The 18,479-nt window shown below is 60.7% G+C and carries 14 protein-coding genes; 11 read left to right on the top strand and 3 right to left on the bottom strand.

All coding sequences use genetic code 11. The features are described 5' to 3' along the window. Positions 1-131 precede the first annotated feature (131 nt). The 3 genes from BGC09_RS08725 to BGC09_RS08715 form a co-directional block, all read right to left on the bottom strand. Positions 132-602: a cupin domain-containing protein gene (locus tag BGC09_RS08725; protein WP_084658210.1), complete on the bottom strand. Its 471-nt coding sequence runs from the start codon at positions 600-602 to the stop codon at positions 132-134. Between the two features lie 93 nt (positions 603-695). Beyond that, positions 696-1,604 (bottom strand): C39 family peptidase, encoded by a 909-nt coding sequence (locus BGC09_RS08720; RefSeq protein WP_069803499.1) that lies wholly within the window; start codon positions 1,602-1,604, stop codon positions 696-698. Positions 1,605-1,813: 209 nt separating this feature from the next. Next, positions 1,814-2,290, bottom strand: a complete 477-nt coding sequence (locus tag BGC09_RS08715) for a hypothetical protein (protein ID WP_141727701.1) — start codon at positions 2,288-2,290, stop codon at positions 1,814-1,816. A gap of 390 nt (positions 2,291-2,680) precedes the next feature. Between BGC09_RS08715 and BGC09_RS08710 the strand changes: the two genes are divergently transcribed. The 11 genes from BGC09_RS08710 (at position 2,681) to BGC09_RS08660 (ending at position 18,479) form a co-directional block, all read left to right on the top strand. Then, positions 2,681-3,790 (top strand): toprim domain-containing protein, encoded by a 1,110-nt coding sequence (locus tag BGC09_RS08710; RefSeq protein ID WP_069803497.1) that lies wholly within the window; start codon positions 2,681-2,683, stop codon positions 3,788-3,790. A 129-nt stretch (positions 3,791-3,919) separates the two neighbouring features. After that, entirely contained in the window at positions 3,920-5,923 is a 2,004-nt protein-coding gene (locus tag BGC09_RS08705; protein WP_069803496.1) for an acetoacetate--CoA ligase, read from the top strand. A gap of 650 nt (positions 5,924-6,573) precedes the next feature. Further along, positions 6,574-7,500: a pyrroloquinoline quinone biosynthesis protein PqqB gene (pqqB, locus tag BGC09_RS08700; protein ID WP_069803495.1), complete on the top strand. Its 927-nt coding sequence runs from the start codon at positions 6,574-6,576 to the stop codon at positions 7,498-7,500. 87 nt (positions 7,501-7,587) lie between these two features. Next, on the top strand, positions 7,588-8,364 hold the full coding sequence (gene pqqC, locus BGC09_RS08695; protein ID WP_084658206.1) for a pyrroloquinoline-quinone synthase PqqC: 777 nt from the start codon (positions 7,588-7,590) through the stop codon (positions 8,362-8,364). Next, positions 8,361-8,672 carry a pyrroloquinoline quinone biosynthesis peptide chaperone PqqD gene (gene pqqD / locus BGC09_RS08690; protein ID WP_084658204.1) on the top strand — a complete coding sequence of 104 codons (312 nt, stop codon included), beginning with the start codon at positions 8,361-8,363 and terminating at the stop codon, positions 8,670-8,672. Before pqqC ends, pqqD begins: the two co-directional genes overlap by 4 nt. Before the next feature lie 189 nt (positions 8,673-8,861). Then, positions 8,862-10,010, top strand: coding sequence for a pyrroloquinoline quinone biosynthesis protein PqqE (gene pqqE / locus BGC09_RS08685; protein WP_084658236.1), 1,149 nt, complete (start codon positions 8,862-8,864; stop codon positions 10,008-10,010). Between the two features lie 112 nt (positions 10,011-10,122). Then, a complete protein-coding gene (locus BGC09_RS08680; RefSeq protein ID WP_069803492.1) occupies positions 10,123-10,365 on the top strand; it encodes a DUF2630 family protein in 243 nt (80 codons plus the stop codon). A 156-nt stretch (positions 10,366-10,521) separates the two neighbouring features. Then, complete coding sequence (locus tag BGC09_RS08675) at positions 10,522-11,133, top strand: hypothetical protein (protein WP_069803491.1); 612 nt, start codon at positions 10,522-10,524, stop codon at positions 11,131-11,133. Then, positions 11,130-13,721, top strand: coding sequence for a peptidase domain-containing ABC transporter (locus BGC09_RS08670; RefSeq protein WP_218103999.1), 2,592 nt, complete (start codon positions 11,130-11,132; stop codon positions 13,719-13,721). Before BGC09_RS08675 ends, BGC09_RS08670 begins: the two co-directional genes overlap by 4 nt. 635 nt (positions 13,722-14,356) lie before the next feature. Continuing rightward, positions 14,357-14,605: a mersacidin/lichenicidin family type 2 lantibiotic gene (locus tag BGC09_RS08665; RefSeq protein WP_069803490.1), complete on the top strand. Its 249-nt coding sequence runs from the start codon at positions 14,357-14,359 to the stop codon at positions 14,603-14,605. 523 nt (positions 14,606-15,128) lie between these two features. Beyond that, positions 15,129-18,479: a type 2 lanthipeptide synthetase LanM family protein gene (locus tag BGC09_RS08660; RefSeq protein ID WP_069803548.1), complete on the top strand. Its 3,351-nt coding sequence runs from the start codon at positions 15,129-15,131 to the stop codon at positions 18,477-18,479.

Raw genomic sequence — 18,479 nt, 5'->3', positions numbered from 1 at the left:
AGGTGGAGAGCAGAGCGAATGCGAGGAAGTGTAGAAAGACCTGCTGCTCATAGCAGCAGCGGAGAGGCCGTCGAAGAAAGAAGGGGCGAACGCGCCTCTACCGCTGCTTGCCTGCCGGCTTTGACCCATCTCTAGCGGGGCGCCTGCTCTTGGTCGCCAGGCGCATCCAGGTTGACAACCACCGGCTCCTGAGCATTGCGTACGATGACCCAGCACGATTCCTCATCGGAGGGATTGATCTCTTGATGGGGGACAAAAGGAGGGACATAGATAAAGTCGCCGGGTTCGACATCCTGCTCATATTCCAGACGCTCCCCCCAGCGAATGCGCGCCCGTCCTGAGACAACGTAGATGACGGTCTCCAGCTCGCCATGATGATGCTTGCCACTGGCTACATGAGGTGCAACCAGCGTGAGACCTGCCCACAGCCCACGCGCGCCTGCCAGCTCACGCGAGACCGCTGCCAGGCGCCTCATGCCCGGGGTCTGCGCTGTATTGGGATCGAACTGCTGCGGCTTAACGACACGCACGCCATTGAATGGGCTGGGAACCTGCTGCTGCTGCTGCTGCGGCCTCCCTTGATCCTGTTTTTGCTCTCCCATAAGGTCGACCCCCTTGACTTGCTCGTATTGCAAAGCGCTCGATTCTAGCACCAGGGCAGTTCCAGCGTCAAGGGGAGCCTTCCCAGACCATCCTTATTGCAGAGGAGTTACCACAGCTGCATAGCCCCCCCACCAGGCAAGAAACTGCTCCCGACTGAGCACACGGCGATTCCAGGCTGAGGAGTCGGCCAGATAGACAGAGGTGGCGTCACCACCGAGCACGACGAGTAAATGGCCGCCAGCATAGCGATCCGGTGGGAAGCTCACGATCACAGGGGCCCCACTGTTGGCCACAGCCAGAAGCTGCTCCAGCGACCAGTGCTCGCCCCACTCGGTGCGAAAGCCGAAGTGGGCCGCGGTGATAGCAATGCCCTCCGGCGAGACCAGACCGAGCTCGGGTGTGATTTGTCCGAGAGCCGCCTCGACGTGCAGCACATCGCTGATGCGATAGTGCCGGCCATAGGCGTTGAAGACCTCCGTCATGGACGCCGCTGAACATGCGGAATAGGCCCAGGTGTCATATTCTTCAGAAGAAGAATACTGAGCAGGATCTAGCTGCGAGATGCGCACAAGGCTGCGTGAGGCATTGAAACCATGAGGCAGCGTCTGGAGATCAAGCGTCTGGCTATGATTGTTTCGGAAAAAGGTGAGCGCCGCGCTCAGTGTCAGCTGTCCCCCATCAGCCAGAGCGCTGGTCATCGAGAGCGCCAGAAGAACCATCACGAGCAGCACCAGCGAGAGGATGATACGCCAGCGTCGATACCAGGTCGCAGGGAACATCAGAACGAACCAGGGCTTCTCTTCCTGGCCGCTTTCAGCCCGCTGCAGCAGACGGGCCGCGGGAGAGGACAGACTCGTTTGCTCACCCGCAGAGGAGACGAGGAGCGCGCTGGTTAGCCCCTCACGCCGCAACCAGCGCTGAAGCCAGCTGCCGCGACGCACAAGACCCAATCCCAGCACGAGCAACAGCACCGCAGTAGCCAGCAGCACAACAGGGACCACAGAGCAACCTCCCGGTTCTTCATGTCCATAAGCACATCAACATCATTTACCAGAAGTATCCCGGGAGTTGAGGGCTTTCGTCAAATCAATCCCACAATGGTACCATATGGAGCATAGTGGCACAGACTGGCAAGGGTAGCAGCCTGACCAGCCAGGCGGGTCGGCGCCGCCGTTGCCCGAGAAGCCTGGCCGCGCAGAGGTCAAGATGGCTACTGGACGAGCGGCGGCTCTTCACGCGGATACTCAACCTGCGGCTCTTCGTACTGCGGCTGAGGGCGCCCCATCGCCGGCTGAGCTTGCTGGGGCTGTGGTCCAGCAGCCTGCTCAGGACGTGGACCCGTCTGGGCCCGATAGCCCTGGTGATAGCGCTGCTCAGGCATTCCTGATTGCTCGCCTGGGCCAGAGTTCTGGTAGGTCTCCATTGGTCCTGGTGGCGCCTGCGGCGGCTGCTGCCATTGCCACATGCTACCGCCCATCGGCCAGCTGCGCCCCGCCCCCGGCCCCTGCTCTGCAAAGAGCGCCGACAGAGCCCAGGCCAGTAAGGCAATGAAGAAGATGCTTAGCATAATGCCAAACATCGCACTGCCCCACCCCCACCACCAATGAGCCGGCCCCAGAAAAAACAGGGGAATAAACCACCAGAAAAACCATCCCCGGTGGCGCCCAAAATGGTTTCGTCGGTACATTGTCGATCCTCTCTATCTCTCAACAAGCGCACGAAAGGCGGTACTTCTATGCAAGTGCGCCCTTTTCCTGCAGCTTCTGATCATCATTGCGCCATTCTCTCAAAGACAGAGTATAACAGATAGCTATCGCTGTCAAGGAAACGAAGCGCGCCCTTCCTCATAAATAGGAGAACGCTGGCCGGTTGCATAGCTCCAAGGACTCGCTTGTTTGTACCTCTCCCTGCGCAAGAGTTCAGGCCAGCAAAGAAGGTCGGAGCAAGTCCAGCCTGGCGTTGCCTTTCGTTCCCCTGAGCTTCGACAGATCAGAACAAATATTCTATAATCTTCCATAGGAAGAGAGCAGCGCTGGTGAGGATGGAAGGAGGGGAGAGTCGCCAAAGAGAGCAGAGGATGGCCAATATGATTACCATCTTCACCCGCCGAGGCAAACAGATCGCGATCCTTTCAGAGAGTGAGCTACCCCATCCGCGTCTGACAGGTGGCCGGGTGCGGGCCTTCTGCCCGATTCACGGCAGCGATCATCAGCGTTCGCTCTCGATCGATCCAGCCAGCGGCTGGGGCTACTGCTTCAACGCTGCCTGTCAGGCCAGAGTGCTGATTGCGGAATGGAATCCGAGTGCAGCCCACCATCTCCTGGGGACCGATTTCAGCCTGAGTCGGGAGCAGCCAGTCGGTCCAGAGGGGCCAACAGGGAGCCGGGCCGTTTCTCTTTCTGACGTTCACTGGCGAAGTCAGCCAGCAGCACAGCCCAGGGCCAACAGCGTTCTCCGCCACTGGCAAGAAGAAGAGAGGAGCCTCTTGCAGACCCTGGAACCCATCATGCAAGAGGCCTTGCAGTCCAGCAGCCAGGGGCGGGCCTACCTGTGCCAGCGGGCCATTCCCCTAGAGACTGCTCTCGCCAGCGGCGTTGGTCTCCTGACGCCGGCACTTATTACCCGTCTGCCGCGGGCCAGGCAGCGACGCCTCCTGCAGCGCTGGAGTGAGCGGCTGATCTTTCCTCTTCAGTCAGAAAGCACAAGAGGCTACATTGGGCGCACACTTGCAGGGTGGCAGCCCGGCATGGACGAAAACGAGCACAAGCAGCTATTAGAGCATCCCGGTCGTCCACAACGCTGGATCAAGACCAATCCTGCTGGCTGCTTCAGCCTTCCCCGAGAGCAGCTTGCGCCTCAGCTTATCATAGTCGAAGGCCCCTTCGATCGTCTGGCCTTGATGGCGGCTGGCCTGCGAGGGGAGGAAGTTGTCGCCCTGGCGGGGACCGCGCTCCCTCTGAACTGGCTTCCGGCTCATGTCCACCGTGTTCTGCTGGCCCTCGATGGCGATGAGGGAGGACGCGAAGCCACAGTCCGCCTCAGCACCCAACTTCGTGAGCAAGGGCGGGCGGTCAGTCGCTTCCTGATGCCCCTGGATGGGCAAGGCAAGGACTGGAACGAGCGCTGGCGCCTGTCTGGTCGCGCAGGTCTGCAGCCACTCCTGGATAGCGATCGCCATCTATATTGACTTGTCTCTACAGGCGGCATAGACTTACTTACAGCAGCACAAGAATAACCACCAGCGCGGGCCGACCTCTCTCCCTGCCTCGAAGGTCAAGGGCCCCGAAGCCCATCTGTTGGAAAGGAGCACGAGTCGATGAGTACCTCGTTCAACGCCGAACAGCCTCTTTGGGAGCCTTCAGAGGAACTGAAAGAGCAAGCCAATCTCACGCACTATCTGCGCTGGCTTGCCGAGCAGCGAGGCAAACAATTCACCAGCCGTCAGGAACTTTGGGAGTGGTCGGTCACCGACCTCGAAGGCTTCTGGTCCTCGCTCTGGGACTACTTTCAGATCCAGGCCAGTCAGCCCTATACCCAGGTGCTGGCCAGTCGCAGCATGCCTGGCGCCAGGTGGTTTCCAGGCGCCGAGCTCAATTACGCTCAGCATGTTTTCCGCAATGTCAGCGCACAGCACCCAGCCATTATCTTCCGCTCCGAACGCGAGCCGTGGCGCACACTCTCCTGGAGCGATCTAGAGCAGGCAGTGGGAGCCGTGGCCCAGGCCCTGCGCCAGCTCGGCATCAAGCGCGGCGACCGGGTCGTGGCCTATTTGCCCAATATCCCGGAGACCGTCATTGCCTTTCTCGCCTGCGCCAGTCTCGGCGCTATCTGGTCCAGTTGCTCGCCCGACTTTGGCACCAGCAGCGTAGTTGACCGTTTCAAGCAGATTGAGCCACGGGTGCTCTTTGCCGTTGATGGCTACCAATACAATGGGCGTCCCTTCGATCGGCGCGGAGTGCTGGCCGAGCTTCAGGCCGCCTTGCCCACGCTCGAACACACCGTGATCATCCCCTACCTGAACCCGTCCCCCGAGGAAGCCAGCGCCGGCCTCAGCAAGGTCATTCCCTGGAGCAGCATGCTCGCTCAACCAGCTCCCCTCACCTTCGAGCAGGTTCCCTTTGAGCATCCACTCTGGGTGCTCTATTCCTCGGGAACCACCGGACTTCCCAAGGCCATCGTGCAGGGTCAGGGCGGCATCCTGCTGGAGCATCTCAAAGTGCTCTCCCTGGAGAGCAATCTGAAACCCGGCGATCGCTTCTTCTGGTTTACCTCCACAGGCTGGATGATGTGGAATTTTCTGGTGAGTGGCCTGCTGGTTGGGGCCACAATCTTACTCTACGATGGCGCCCCCGGCTATCCCGATATGAATACCCTCTGGCGCTTTGCTCAGGATAGCGGTATGAACCTTTTCGGGACCAGCGCCGCTTACATTTCCAGCTGCATGAAGGCTGGTATCGAGCCAGGAAAGGAATTCGATCTGAGCCAGCTCCGCTGCATTGGCTCCACTGGCTCACCCCTGCCACCAGAAGGCTTCCGCTGGATCTATGAGCACGTCAAGCACGATGTCTGGCTGGCCTCGGTCAGCGGCGGCACCGATGTCTGCTCGGCCTTCGTCGGCGGCTGCGTCCTGCTCCCCGTCTATGCGGGTGAAATCCAGTGCCGGGCACTCGGCGCCCGCGTCGAAGCCTTCGACGAAGAGGGACGCTCTTTGATCGATGAGGTCGGCGAACTGGTAGTCACAGCGCCAATGCCCTCAATGCCGCTCTTCTTCTGGAACGATCCCGATCATCGTCGCTACCGCGAAAGCTACTTCGAAATGTATCCGGGCCTCTGGCGCCACGGAGACTGGATCAAGATCACCCCACGCGGGGGCGCCATCATCTATGGTCGCTCGGACTCGACGATCAATCGTCAGGGGATTCGCATGGGGAGCAGCGAGATCTATCGCGTCGTCGAGAGCTTTCCCGAGGTGCTCGACAGTCTGATCGTCGGGGTGGAGCGCCCCGGCGGCAGCTATTACTTGCCTCTGTTTGTGGTGCTGCGCGAGGGAGTTCACCTTGATGAAGATCTCCAGCGCCGCTTGAAGGAGGCCCTGCGCCGCCAGATCTCGCCCCATCACGTGCCCGATGAGATCATTGCCATTCCCGAGGTGCCCCGCACACTGAGTGGGAAGAAAATGGAGGTGCCAGTCAAGAAATTGCTCCTGGGTATGCCCCTGGAGAAAGCGGCCAGCCCCGATGCGATGAGCAATCCCCAGGCGATCCAGTTCTTCGTCGACTTTGCCCGCCAACTCCAGGCTCGCTCGGGCAGCATGCCCTAGACACCGATAGTCCTCTTGTCGCTCCTTACCCTATTACATAGATAGATATACATTTATTATTTATTGGCGTCGGTTATAATGGAGGTGTAGCTTTGCCCAGCGCACAAGCGAAGCAAGGCCGAAGAGAGTGAGGCACTGGCTGACGAGTTGTCGACCAGTTCGTCAGCAGTTACTATGACGGATGGACTGGCAAGCGGAGAGACGGGGTCAGGAAGGAGCGGGGGGCTACGGCCAAGTATAGCCAGGGGACCTTCCGCAGAGGCGGGCCTGAACGGCGTACTGCGCTGGAACTCTGAGCAGCCTGAAAAGGGAAAGGAGCAACATGCAAGAGAAGTCCCGGTGGGTCAAGCCGTCCTTTGAAGTTATTGCTGTGAGTCTTGAGTGTACTGCCTATGCAGGTGTGCTCCTGTTGTTTGAATCTCCATCTAAACAGTAGTACAGCCTGTTAGTCGGGGAGAGAGCAGGCAGAGGGCGCTAACAGAGGGAGGGTGAGCCACAGAAGGAGGAGGCAGTGACTGAGCAGGTCCTGTCTCCTCCTCGCTCCCCGTCTGGCCTGGTCGATGCCTGGTCTGGTTTGGCATTGTTGGCTTGGGCTGCAAGACAAGAAATTGGAATAGAAGGCAGAGACAGCCGTTTCAGGGATAAAGGCTATGTTGGTGCGTCTGCTTGGCACAGCAGCAGGGGGCGGCTTCCCTCAGTGGAACTGCAATTGTGTGAACTGCCGGGGCCTACGCGCGGGGCAGCTCAAAGCAAGGGCGCGTACTCAGTCCTGTGTGGCAGTGAGCGCCGATGGCGAGCGCTGGTTTCTACTCAATGCCTCCCCTGATCTGCGCACTCAGCTCGAAGGTTTTCCACCCCTCTGGCCCCCCGGCTCTTGCAGGCGTGGCACGCCTATTGAGGCCATTCTGCTGACCGACGCCGAGCTTGACCATACCCTGGGCCTCCTACTCCTTCGGGAGCGCTCGGCTCTGACTATCTATGCACCTGCGGCGGTCCAGCACGCCTTGCGCCAGGGGCTGGCCCTGCCGCAGTTGCTTGCTCATTACTGCAGCGTTGAGTGGCGCGAACCTTCCGAAGAGCTGGCCCCGCTGCCTACTGCCGTGGGCCAGGCGAGCGGCCTGCTCTATCAGGCTATCCCGCTGACCGGCAAGTCCCCGCGTTACCTGGCAGAGGCCAGTGCGCTTGCCACCCCCTCCTCTTTCCGCGTTGGCTATTATCTCACAGATGTGCAGACTGGCGGACGTCTGCTCTTCCTGCCAGGACTGGCCCGGAGAGAGGAGCTACTGCAGTCCTACCTGCAGGCTTGCGATGCCATGCTCGTCGACGGAACCTTCTGGAGCGAAGATGAGCTGCAGACGCAGGGACTCGTCCAGGCTACCGCGAGCAGCATGGGTCATCTTCCAATCGATGGGCCACAGGGCAGCCTGGCCTGGCTCAGCCATCTTCCTATTCCCTATCGCATTTATACCCATATCAATAATACTAACCCCGTCCTGGTTGAAGACTCCCCTCAGCACGCCGCCGTGTGCGCTGCCGGGCTGATTATTGGCTGGGATGGGCTAGAACTGCGGCTTTGATCCGCGCACCCTCGCCTCCTCCTCGCCTGAAGCCGACCAGGGGAAGCAGGGTAGCTTGAGTAAGCAAGAGCGAAGAGAGGAGCTACTATGAGCACAGTAGAGCTTGAGCCCTGGGACCGCGAGACCTTCGTGGCCCAACTCCAGGCTATTGGCATGACTCGCTACCACCATCTCCACCCCTTTCATCAGGCCATGAACCAGGGCACCCTTACCCCTGAGCAGATCCGCGCCTGGATCATGAACCGCTTCTATTATCAACAGCACATTCCTATGAAAGACGCCGCCATTCTTGCCAATTGTCCTCTTCCAGAGGTTCGCCGGCTCTGGCTTCATCGCATCAGCGATCACGATGGGGAGCGCGAGGGCGAGGGCGGCATCGCGGCCTGGCTCAAGCTGGCCGAAGCAAGCGGCCTCTCTCGCGAGGAGGTCCTGAGTGGACGGCAGGTGCTCCCTGGGGTACGCTTCGCCGTCGAAGCTTATGTAACCTTCGCCCGTCAGCAGCCGTGGCCGTTGGCCGTGGCTTCCTCGCTGACCGAGTTGTTTTCTCCCGACCTGATGAGCGAGCGTCTGACAGCCTTTGAGCGCTATTACACCTGGATTCGCCCGGAGGGACTGGCCTATTTCCGGGCGCGTTTGCAGCAGGCACCACGCGACGCCGCTCAAGCACTAGAGCTGACTGTGCGCTACTGTACAACGCGCCAGCTGCAGGAGGGCGCCATCCAGGCACTGGCTTTCAAATGCGACGTACTCTGGAGCATGCTCGACGCCCTGCAGTTCGCCTACGGCCCCCAGCCCAATGAGCTGGCACTGACGGCGACCAGTTCCAGCGCCACTATTCCCGCCCCGCAGGAAGGTCGTCGATGAGCATGTCCAGCGAAGGCAGCCACCTCCCTCCATCTGCGCAGGCGCTGCGTCCCCGCCTGCTTCCCAGAGCACGGCTGGAAATCGATCGCCTGAGCCAGCAGCCTGTTCTGCTTTATCCCGAGGGCGTAATGATGCTCAATGAGACCGCAGCTGCTATCTTGCAGCTCTGCAACGGCGAGCACACGCTGGCCGACATCCTGCGAGAGCTGGCGAGCCGTTACGAGGCCAGTCCTGAGCAGCTGCAGCGCGACGTTTATGAGTATCTCTGTTCGCTGCGAGACCACAATCTCATCGCCTGGCTAGAGTAGACCAGAGCTTGCCCGCTCTCTCCCTCGCCCTGACTCCCTGCTCACTCCAAGGCAGGCCAGGTCATCTGCCAGGCTTTACCGCCAGAGAGGACGACCATTATGAGGCTTGACGAGCAGCAGATGAGACTGCCCCCCTCGTCCAGAACCCACCAGCCGGCGGGCGATGGCTCCCAGACCGCCCCGGGCCATATGCTACGACCGTTCGGTCTACTAGCGGAGTTAACCTATCGCTGTCCGCTGCATTGTCCTTACTGTTCGAATCCAACGCAGCTTTTCCCAGATCAGCGCCAGCCCGAGCTGACAACAGCCGAGTGGCAGCGGGTCATCAGTGAGGCCGCCGCTCTCGGGGTCTTGCATCTGCTCTTTTCAGGCGGTGAGCCGCTGCTGCGGCGCGATTTGCCTGTCCTGGTGGCCAGCGCTCGCGCTGCCGGCCTTTATACCAATCTGATCACCAGCGCTCTCGGCTTGACACGACGTCGCCTCCAGGAACTGCAGGAAGCTGGACTTGATAGCATTCAGATCAGCATCCAGGCTGATGAAGCTGCTCTGGCCGATGGCATTGCCGGCTGCCCAGGCGCTCACGAGCGCAAGCTAGAGGCTGTTCGCCTGGTTAACGCCTGCGGCCTGCCCTTGACGCTCAATATGGTCCTCCATCGCGGCAACATCGAGCGCCTCCCGGCGATGATAGCCCTGGCAGAGCAGCTGGGGGCCCAGCGCCTGGAGCTGGCCAATACACAGTACCTGGGCTGGGCATTCTCCAACAAAGCCGCGCTGCTGCCAACAAAAGCTCAGGTGCAGCAGGCCGAAAGGATTGCCCGCGCAGCCCAGGAGCGCCTGCGCGGACGTATGGAAATCATCTACATCTGGCCCGATTATTACGCCGAACGCCCCAAGCCTTGCTTGTATGGCTGGGGCCGCCGCTATCTGACCGTCACCCCCGACGGCGCAGTCCTGCCCTGCCAGACCGCTCGTGTCATCCCCAACCTGCATTTTGAGAATGTGCGCCAGCACCCCCTGGCCTGGATCTGGCAGCAATCAGCAGCCTTTGAGCGTTTCCGCGGTAGTCAGTGGATGCCCGAGCCTTGCCGCAGCTGCCCGCTGCGCGAACAGGACTTCGGCGGCTGCCGCTGCCAGGCCTTCCTGCTGACAGGGGACGCCGCCAACACCGACCCCGCCTGTCACCTTTCTCCTCACCGCGCCCGCCTGCTCGCTATCCTCGCTGAGGCTGAGCAGCAGTCAGGCTCCTCGCCCAGTTTTCCTAACCCTTTCGCCCCAGATGGCCGGCCCCTGCTACCCATCCGCTTCCGCACGAACCCTAAACCCAGCCAGGGGGAATAAGCAGGGACCTTTCCGAGGTTTATTCTTATGCTGTGGCTGGAGAGAATCGGCCAGGAAGCATGGCAGGTAAGTCCGCTGTGTGATTGTTCAAGAGAGGAGGTAAGCGCTAGCGATGGATGACGTGGAAATTCTGCAGCGTATCGGAGCATTGGTGGATGAGGAACACCAGTTACTCAAGAAGGCTGAAGAAGAAGGCATTACGGACGAGGAGCGGGCGCGCATGAAAGAGCTAGAGGTTCGGCTTGACCAGTGTTGGGACCTGCTGCGCCAGCGGCGAGCCCGCCGCCAGGCTCGCCTTAACCCCGACGAGGCTCAGCCGCGCGATCCTCGTACCGTTGAGCATTACCTGCAATAACCGCACTACCCAGCTCTGCCTATCCCCAGAGAGGCAGCCAGGCTGCCTCTCTCCCCTTTCTTATCATTCCTTCCTCTTGCCCAATTGGTCCACTTCATATAATGCAATTAGAGGCTCTTTCTCTATTCCTTCTGGTAGCAAGGCAGAAGAAGATCGATGCAAGTACATCAACGTCCTATCTTTCGTCAGCGTGCACTGCACCATCATCTCTATGGGCGAGAAAAAGATATTCTTCCGCATTTCATGGCTCTACCCGTACCTGTGCTGCTCTGGTTCCTCTTCGGGCTCCTCTTCGCAGCTGCAGCGCTCGCCTGGACAACGGAGATCCCGACCTACACTGCTGGCCCGGGCCTGGTACTAGACGGGCAAGCATTAAGCGAGCGCTTCCAGTTGCCACAGGAGCGGCAAGGGGCCTTTGCAGTGGTTTTCCTCCCCTGGGAAGCACGGCAGAGACTGCGGCCAGGGGAACCTGTGCAAATTACGCTACCAGCCGCCAATCTTACGCTGAACAGCCAGATAGCGCGTATTTTGCCAGGCGTTATCAGCCCTGCAACCAGCTGCAGCTACTACCGTACGGCTAACACGCAGCAGGCGGCTTCACCGGTCACGCGCCCCTCAGTAGCCGCGCTGGTTCCCCTTGGTCAACAGCTCTCAGTCAACATCTATGCTGGGGCGAGTCTGACGGCGCAGGTACAGACTGGTTTCACACGCCTTTTGAACTTGCTGCCAGGGGTCGGGAAGTTGTTGGGAGGCCAGGGAGCGTTATGATGCACGACTATGGGCAGTATAGACAGTATAGACAGTATGGACAGGAAGTCACCCAGGATCGTGACTATGTAGACATCTTCGATCCACAAGAATATATCACTGCACGTCGACCGCTCAAGAGACGGCGTATTCGTCCGATTGTGCTTCAGCAGGAAGGAGACTATCCAGCTATCCGCCCTCATTTGCGCCTGCCAGCCAAGCAGAAGTCAGCGCCAGCAACCACCCCTGTGCCAATGCCAGCAGCCCCAGTCGCCGCTGTGCATTGCAGGCAGGCAGACGACCAGCAGCTACCTGTCTCAGCGGAGGCCCGGCCCACTGAGCAACAGGGTCAGGTCAGCCCAGGGGTGACAGCAGGCAAGGACGGCAAGCGTCCCAGAAAGCAGTCCTGGTTTGGCCGAGGCAGTCGAGGCTGGCGACGGCGACGTGTCCGTCCCCTGACTCAAATGAACGTCGTCGAGTGTGGCTATGCCTGTCTGGCCATGATCCTCAACTACTACGGACGTCCTACCTCGGTCTCCGAACTGCGCATGCGGCACGGCCTGGGACGCGACGGCCTCTCAGCATTGAGCATAGTGAAAGCCGCGCGTAGCTACGGGCTGCGCACACGAGCTATCTCGCTGCAGCGCACTGAGGATTTCCGCGCCGTTCCACTTCCGGCAGTAGTCCACTGGGAATTCAAGCACTTCATCGTCGTCGAGCGCTGGACCCCTCGCTGGATCGAGGTCATCGACCCCGCCTGGGGACGTAAGCGGCTCACGCCCGAAGAGTTCGACGCCGGCTTCACCGGCATTGTGATCCTCTTCGAGCCAGGGGTACACTTCAGTACCGAAGGCAGCGCTCACCGTGTCACTCTCTGGATGCAGGTCAAGCAGTTTGCCCGTCAAACGCGCGGCACCCTGCTCCAGGTGCTGGGAGCCTCTCTCTTCCTGCAGCTCTTCGGCCTGCTCCTGCCCCTGCTCACCAAGATCGTCATCGACCAGATCCTGCCAGCTCACATGGCCGATATCATGAGCATCCTGGGCCTTGGCCTGCTCCTCCTCCTGGCGGCCCAGGCCACTACAACCATCCTCCGCGAGTGGTTGCTGGTCTACCTGCGAGCCCGCGTCGACATTCAGCTGGTGCTCGGCTTCTTCGAGCATCTGCTCACTCTGCCCTTCAGCTTCTTTCAACAGCGCTCCAGCGGCGACCTGCTGCAACGCCTGGGCAGCAACACGATTATCCGCGACACGCTGAGCAACCAGCTCATCTCAACCCTGCTGGATAGCGGCACAGTCATCGCTTACCTCTTCATTCTGCTCTGGCAATCGCCGATCTTTGCACTCCTGACCCTCGGCCTGGGACTGCTCCAGGTTCTGGTCCTTTTGGGCACCCATCGCATCGTGCTGGACCTGGCTAGCCGCGATCTGGCGGCCCAGGGGAAAGCTCAGGGCTACTTGGCCGAGACCCTGGCTGGCATGGCCACCCTCAAGGCCGCCGGCGCCGAGCAGCGCGCGCTCGAACGCTGGTCGAATCTCTTCTACGAGCGGCTGAATATCACCCTGCGCCTCAGCTACTTGCAGGCCGGCATTAATACGGCCATGACGATTCTCCGGATCTTCTCGCCGATCGCCTTGCTGTGGATTGGTGCCTATCAGGTCCTCAATGGCCATCTCAGCGTCGGTACCATGCTGGCTCTCAATACACTGGCCAGCGCATTTCTGACTCCTGTTGCCTCGCTCGTCAGTAGCGGGCAACAGTTCCAGATCCTCTACGCCCATCTGGAACGCTTGACTGACGTCACGACGGCAGAGCCGGAACAGGACATCGAGAAAGCGCAGTTGCCTCCCCGACTTAGCGGACGCATTCACGTGCAGAATGTGAGTTTCCAATATGGACCAGATGCCCCGCGGGTGCTTAAGGAGATCAATATTCGTATTGAGCCAGGCCAGAAAGTCGCCATTGTCGGGCGCACCGGCTCAGGCAAGAGCACCCTGGGCAAGCTCTTGCTGGCCCTCTACACACCGACCGAAGGGGAGATCTACTACGATGGGCTGCCGCTGAGCCAGCTCAACTACCAGGAGGTGCGGCGTCAATTCGGTGTCGTCCTACAGGACAGCCAGATCTTCAGTGGCTCCATCTTGCAGAATATTACCCTCAACGATCCCAATGTTCCTTACGAGCGGATTGTGAAAGCGGCGACCGCTGCGGCTATCCACGAGGACATCATGCGGATGCCGCTGGGCTACGATACCCCCGTGGCCGAGGGCGGCAGCGCCCTCTCGGGTGGCCAGCGGCAGCGCCTCTGCCTGGCACGGGCCCTGGTCAATGAGCCGGCCATTCTGCTCCTCGACGAGGCCACAAGCCATCTGGATGTGCTTACTGAACAGCGCGTCTCCGAGAATCTGCGCGCCTATCCGTGCACGCAGATTATTATCGCTCATCGCCTGAGCACCATCCGCGACGCCGATCTGATCCTGGTGATGCACGATGGCATGATCATCGAACAGGGAACCCACGAGCAGTTGCTCCAGCAGCATGGCTACTACGCCCAGCTTATGCGACAGCAACTTGAACAGGAGGAACGCCAGGCTCGCGCTGGCGCCTACTAAGGCGCAAACTCGAGCCTGGCTCCAGAAAGAAGGCCCCGGGAACCTCTGACCCCCTCCAGGGGGCACGGCTGTTCCTTCTAGCAGCAATGCAATGGGACTGATCACTCAGCTCCTCCGATGCGGTCTTGCCACTCGTGAGGCCCAAACAAGGCTCTCAGCAGCAATGGCACCACCTCCTCACATCGCCGGGGCCGGGATCATCCCACCGCAGCATGCCTGGCAGCTGTGCGCTGCGTAACAGGAGACTGCCTTCAGCCAGTCAGCTCCGAAGTCTGGGTCAAGAAAGCTACGAGCACCTCCCTGCTGAAGTGGGAGATCGCTCACCAGCAATGTCGCCCTCTTCCCCTCCACTGCTTTCCCCTTTCGGACCTACGTCCTTTCTTTCTTCTTCCCTTAAAAATGATATATTGAAACTTATATATTTGGCTTTATCCGTACAATGTACTTAGGCGTTCGGGTAACAAATACGCTTTGAACGTATTTTGTTCAGGCAGGGTGAGCCGGATGTCGGAGGGCCACCTTGGGGACGTCAGGAAGTCACCTGTCTGGGCAGCGTTATTCCAAAGCGTAGACGGGGTGCCCGAACGCACGACACCACAACAACACCAAAGGTACAAGAAAGGAAACGCACGCACATGAAGTTCGACATCGTTCGCGCATGGAAAGATGAAGCCTATCGCCAGAGCCTCAGCGAGGAGGAGCTCAGCCTGCTGCCTGAGAGCCCCATCGGTGAGGTCGAGCTGACTGATGCAGATCTGGAGGCCGTCCAGGGCGGCCACGGCAACACCGACGAGTGCAATAACACGGTTGCCGTGCTCTGTCTGCAGTCCCTGGCTGTGCTCCTCGGCCTCTGCAATACCAACGCCGCTGGCGGCTGTCTCTAGCAGTCGTCGCCCCACGCCAGGGGTCTCGGTATGGCCTGATCAGGATACACAGAGGGTTGGGATGCCTGACTCCGTCCCGACCCTCTGTTCGCGCCAGTTGAGGCTCAGCCTCCTGGCGCTCGTTCACCTATCCAGGATGGGAGATGAGCAGGCGCCTGTGGCACCATGACATCCGGGAATCCTACCACCAGCCCTTTATCTGTCAGCGCTTGCTCCAAGCCTTCGGGAATGGTAGATGATCGAGTCAACTGTTGCACGACTCGTAGTCTGCAAGACAATTGAGTTCAGCCACCACCGCGCTCCTTACCTTCCAGCGGTTGCAGGTCTTTTCGCACCGCTCACCTCTATTCTTCCATGTTGACAAGCCACATGAGCAGCAGGCCACAAGTGCTGCAGCATCCCATCGGTAACGACCGAGCAATGAAGAAGAAAGAAAGGAGATACGGCGCAGCCTCAGTATCCTTACCGCTGACCACAGCGGCAGGATCGCTTGCCCCTGCGCAGCATCTCAGCACGTGATTCCATGAGCGAGACCACAAGCGAGACTTTCACCGCTTCCGTTTCTTCCTACCTGCAGGGTCGCTGGCAAGAGGCCGGCTGGTACCGCGCTCTGACCTTGAACGAGCGCCTGGCCTTGTTGCACACAGCCCCATTTTCTCCCGGCCTGGACTCGCTTGACGCGGAGGCCCAGGCCCGGGCCCAGCAGCGCCTGCAGCGCTGGAAAGAGCTGCCAGCCTTGAGCGAGGAAGAGGGTCGCTTTGCTGCCCGCCTGGCACTCGATGGATTAGGAGAGGAGGAGCTGCTGCTCCTGTTGGGTGAACCTGCCGAAGCCCTGCGTGCACGCTGCCCTACCCCTCCCGCCTGGCTGCTGACTCTCAGTGAGGCCTTCTCAACTCCCCACGCCAGCCCGACCGGCAAGGAGGAAGAGCGTGGGCCGGCCTGGCCTTCTCCTCTGCCGGGTCTGGAGGAAGGGAGCCATACGCGCTCATTCCTCCATCCTTTCCTGCCTCTGATCAGGCACGCCAGACAAAAGCTGGCTGCAGGCTTGCGGGAGCTGGCCCAGCGCTCTCTCGCCTTCTCGTTCGACCCTGAGAGGGTCCTTGATCTCCTGGCGCGCAATATTCCCGGGCTGTTGCTGCCCTCTATTTCGCGCGCGATCGTCCTGGAGCTTCATGTCGCTCGGGTTCAGGGTCGCTTACAGGGGGCCACTTCAGAGGAGCGCTTTCACTATTTTCTGGAGCAGCTGAGCAAGTATGAGGCGACACTCGATTTTCTACAAGAATACGTGGTACTGGCTCGTCTGGTGACAGAGACGCTGGAGCGCTGGGTTTGCCGCTCGCTGGAGCTGCTTGAGCGCCTCAGCGATGATTGGCCACTGATCTGCTCTACTTTCCGCACCAGCGAAGAGGCCGGCTCGCTATGCGAGGTCCACCAGGGGGCCGGCGACCTGCACCGCAACGGGCAGAGCGTGATCTTGCTGCGTTGGGACTCCGGTTTCCGCCTGGTCTACAAGCCGCGCTCGCTGGCTATCGATCGCCATTTTCAGGAGCTGCTCGCCTGGATGAACGAACGGGGTTTCAGCCCACCGCTGCGTGCGTTGACGGTCCTTGACCGGGGTCACTATGGTTGGGTGGAGTTTGTCCAGGCTCGCCACTGCTCTTCTCGCGAGGAGATCGAGCGCTTCTATCAGCGCCAGGGGGCATACCTGGCCTTGCTCTATGCACTGGAGGCCTCAGACTTCCATGCGGAGAACATTATCGCTGCCGGCGAGTATCCCATGCTGATCGATCTGGAGACGCTCTTCTTACCCCAGATCAATCCCGAGGTGCTGCAGGCCCAGGGCGCACCGGGTCTGGAGGCCATTGGCCATTCGGTGCTGCGCGTGGGCTTGTTGCCACAGCGCCTCTGGTCGAACCAGGAAGGCGAGGGGATCGATATGAGCGGCCTCGGAGGTCAGCCCGGCCAGCTCTCGCCGCGCCCCGTCCCCAGGTGGAAGGGCGCAGGCACCGATGAGATGCGCCTGGCTAACGAGCGGGTCGAACTGCCTGTGAAAGAGAATCGCCCGCGCCTCAATGATCAGGATATCAATGTGCTGGATTATAGCCAGTGCCTCATCGAGGGCTTCACTCGCGCCTACCGTCTTCTCATGGCCCAGCGTTCGGAGCTGCTCGAGAGCTATCTTCCGCGCTTTGCCGAGGCCGAGGTCCGCTGCGTGCTGCGTCCAACCCGGATTTATACGCAGCTGCTGGTCGATAGCCTCCATCCTAATGTGCTGCGCGACGCCCTGGACCGCGATCGCCTCTTTGACCGGCTGTGGGCCACCACGGAGCGCCTCCCCTATTTGGTGCCGCTGATCCCCGCTGAGCGGCGCGACCTGTGGCGCGGGGACATTCCCGTTTTTACCACCACGGCAGCCTCGACCGACCTCTTCACGTCAGAGGGCGAGCGCCTGCCGGCTTTCTTCAGCGAGCCTGGCCTGGAAGTGGTGCGCCGACGTCTGGCCGAGTTGAGCGAGCTGGATCTGGAGAAGCAGCTGTGGATTATTCGCGCTTCTTTCACGAGCATGATCGACGCCACTACTCCCCAGAGCTATACACGCCTGGAGCTGCATCCCGCTCACACTTCCCCTACCCTGGAGCGGCTGCTGGCCGCCGCCTCGGCGATCGGCAACCGCCTGCGCCAGTTTGCTCTCTACCAGGGGGAGTATGTGGGCTGGCTGGGCGTGACACCGGTGAATGATCGCGAGTGGCACTTACTGCCCGCCGATGGCGATCTCTACAATGGCCTGGCCGGCATCGCCCTCTTTCTGGCTTATCTGGGCTATCTGACAGGCGAGCAGCGCCATACGGAGCTGGCACGGATGGCCCTGCGTACGATCCAGCAGCAGATCATGCGCCGCCAGTATTTCCCCCGTGCTTACGGAATAGGGGCCTTCAACGGCCTCGGCTCGTTAATCTATCTCTTCTGCCACCTGGGCGCTCTCTGGCACGAGCCAGCCCTCTATCGCCAGGCGGAGGAGCTGGTCCCTCTGCTCGTGGAGAAGATCGAGCAGGATCAGGTCTACGATGTGATCGGCGGAGCGGCGGGCGCCATTGCGACCTTGCTCTGCCTGCAGCGTGTCTCTCCCTCGCCCGAAACACTGGCGGCTGCCGTCCGCTGCGGCGAGCATCTGCTCGCCCACGCCCAGCCCCAAGCCCGCGGCGGCTGCGGCTGGCCAACGGCACGTCAGCCGGTCGCACTGGCCGGTTTCGCTCACGGGAACGCCGGGATCGCCTTGTATCTGATGCAGTTAGCCCAGGCCAGTGGAGAGCCACGCTTTGTGGAGGCAGCCCGCGCAGCGCTGGCCTACGAACGTACGGTTTTCTCGCCCTCACGCCAGAACTGGCTGGATCTGCGCCAGCGTCCACCTTCTTCCAGCGCCGGGCAGCCGACGGGCGAGAAATATATGGTGGCCTGGTGTCATGGCGCTCCCGGCGTCGCTCTGTCGCGTCTGGCTCTGCTCCCGCTGCTCGATGACCAGGCGATCAGGGAGGAGATCAAGGCCGGCCTGCGCACAACCCTGACCCAGGGTTTTGGCCTGAACCACTCCCTTTGTCACGGCGACCTGGGGAACCTGGATATCTTGATCTCCGCCGCGCGTTTGCTGCCGGGCGAGACTTTCGCCGAGCATATCCCACGCATTGCCGCCGCCTTGCTGGAAAATATGGAGCGCCAGGGCTGGGTCTGCGGCGTGCCGTTCGGTGTGGAGACACCCGGACTGATGACAGGACTGGCCGGAGCCGGCTTTGCGCTCCTGCGCCTGGCCTCTCCCGAGCGCGTCCCTTCAGTGCTGCTGCTGGCACCGCCAACACTATCCCCCACAACAACCTCGTGA

Origin of the sequence: Thermogemmatispora onikobensis, assembly GCF_001748285.1 — a bacterium.
Lineage (GTDB): Bacteria > Chloroflexota > Ktedonobacteria > Ktedonobacterales > Ktedonobacteraceae > Thermogemmatispora > Thermogemmatispora onikobensis.
This window is presented reverse-complemented; position numbering and strand designations above follow the sequence as displayed.

Bases quoted from the DNA above. Each gene is read 5' to 3' on its own strand.
- BGC09_RS08725 (WP_084658210.1), bottom strand. From the start codon at position 602: ATGGGAGAGCAAAAACAGGATCAAGGGAGGCCGCAGCAGCAGCAGCAG.
- BGC09_RS08715 (WP_141727701.1), bottom strand. From the start codon at position 2,290: ATGTACCGACGAAACCATTTTGGGCGCCACCGGGGATGGTTTTTCTGG.
- BGC09_RS08710 (WP_069803497.1), top strand. From the start codon at position 2,681: ATGGCCAATATGATTACCATCTTCACCCGCCGAGGCAAACAGATCGCG.
- BGC09_RS08705 (WP_069803496.1), top strand. From the start codon at position 3,920: ATGAGTACCTCGTTCAACGCCGAACAGCCTCTTTGGGAGCCTTCAGAG.
- pqqB (WP_069803495.1), top strand. From the start codon at position 6,574: ATGTTGGTGCGTCTGCTTGGCACAGCAGCAGGGGGCGGCTTCCCTCAG.
- pqqC (WP_084658206.1), top strand. From the start codon at position 7,588: ATGAGCACAGTAGAGCTTGAGCCCTGGGACCGCGAGACCTTCGTGGCC.
- pqqD (WP_084658204.1), top strand. From the start codon at position 8,361: ATGAGCATGTCCAGCGAAGGCAGCCACCTCCCTCCATCTGCGCAGGCG.
- pqqE (WP_084658236.1), top strand. From the start codon at position 8,862: ATGCTACGACCGTTCGGTCTACTAGCGGAGTTAACCTATCGCTGTCCG.
- BGC09_RS08680 (WP_069803492.1), top strand. From the start codon at position 10,123: ATGGATGACGTGGAAATTCTGCAGCGTATCGGAGCATTGGTGGATGAG.
- BGC09_RS08675 (WP_069803491.1), top strand. From the start codon at position 10,522: ATGCAAGTACATCAACGTCCTATCTTTCGTCAGCGTGCACTGCACCAT.
- BGC09_RS08670 (WP_218103999.1), top strand. From the start codon at position 11,130: ATGATGCACGACTATGGGCAGTATAGACAGTATAGACAGTATGGACAG.
- BGC09_RS08665 (WP_069803490.1), top strand. From the start codon at position 14,357: ATGAAGTTCGACATCGTTCGCGCATGGAAAGATGAAGCCTATCGCCAG.
- BGC09_RS08660 (WP_069803548.1), top strand. From the start codon at position 15,129: ATGAGCGAGACCACAAGCGAGACTTTCACCGCTTCCGTTTCTTCCTAC.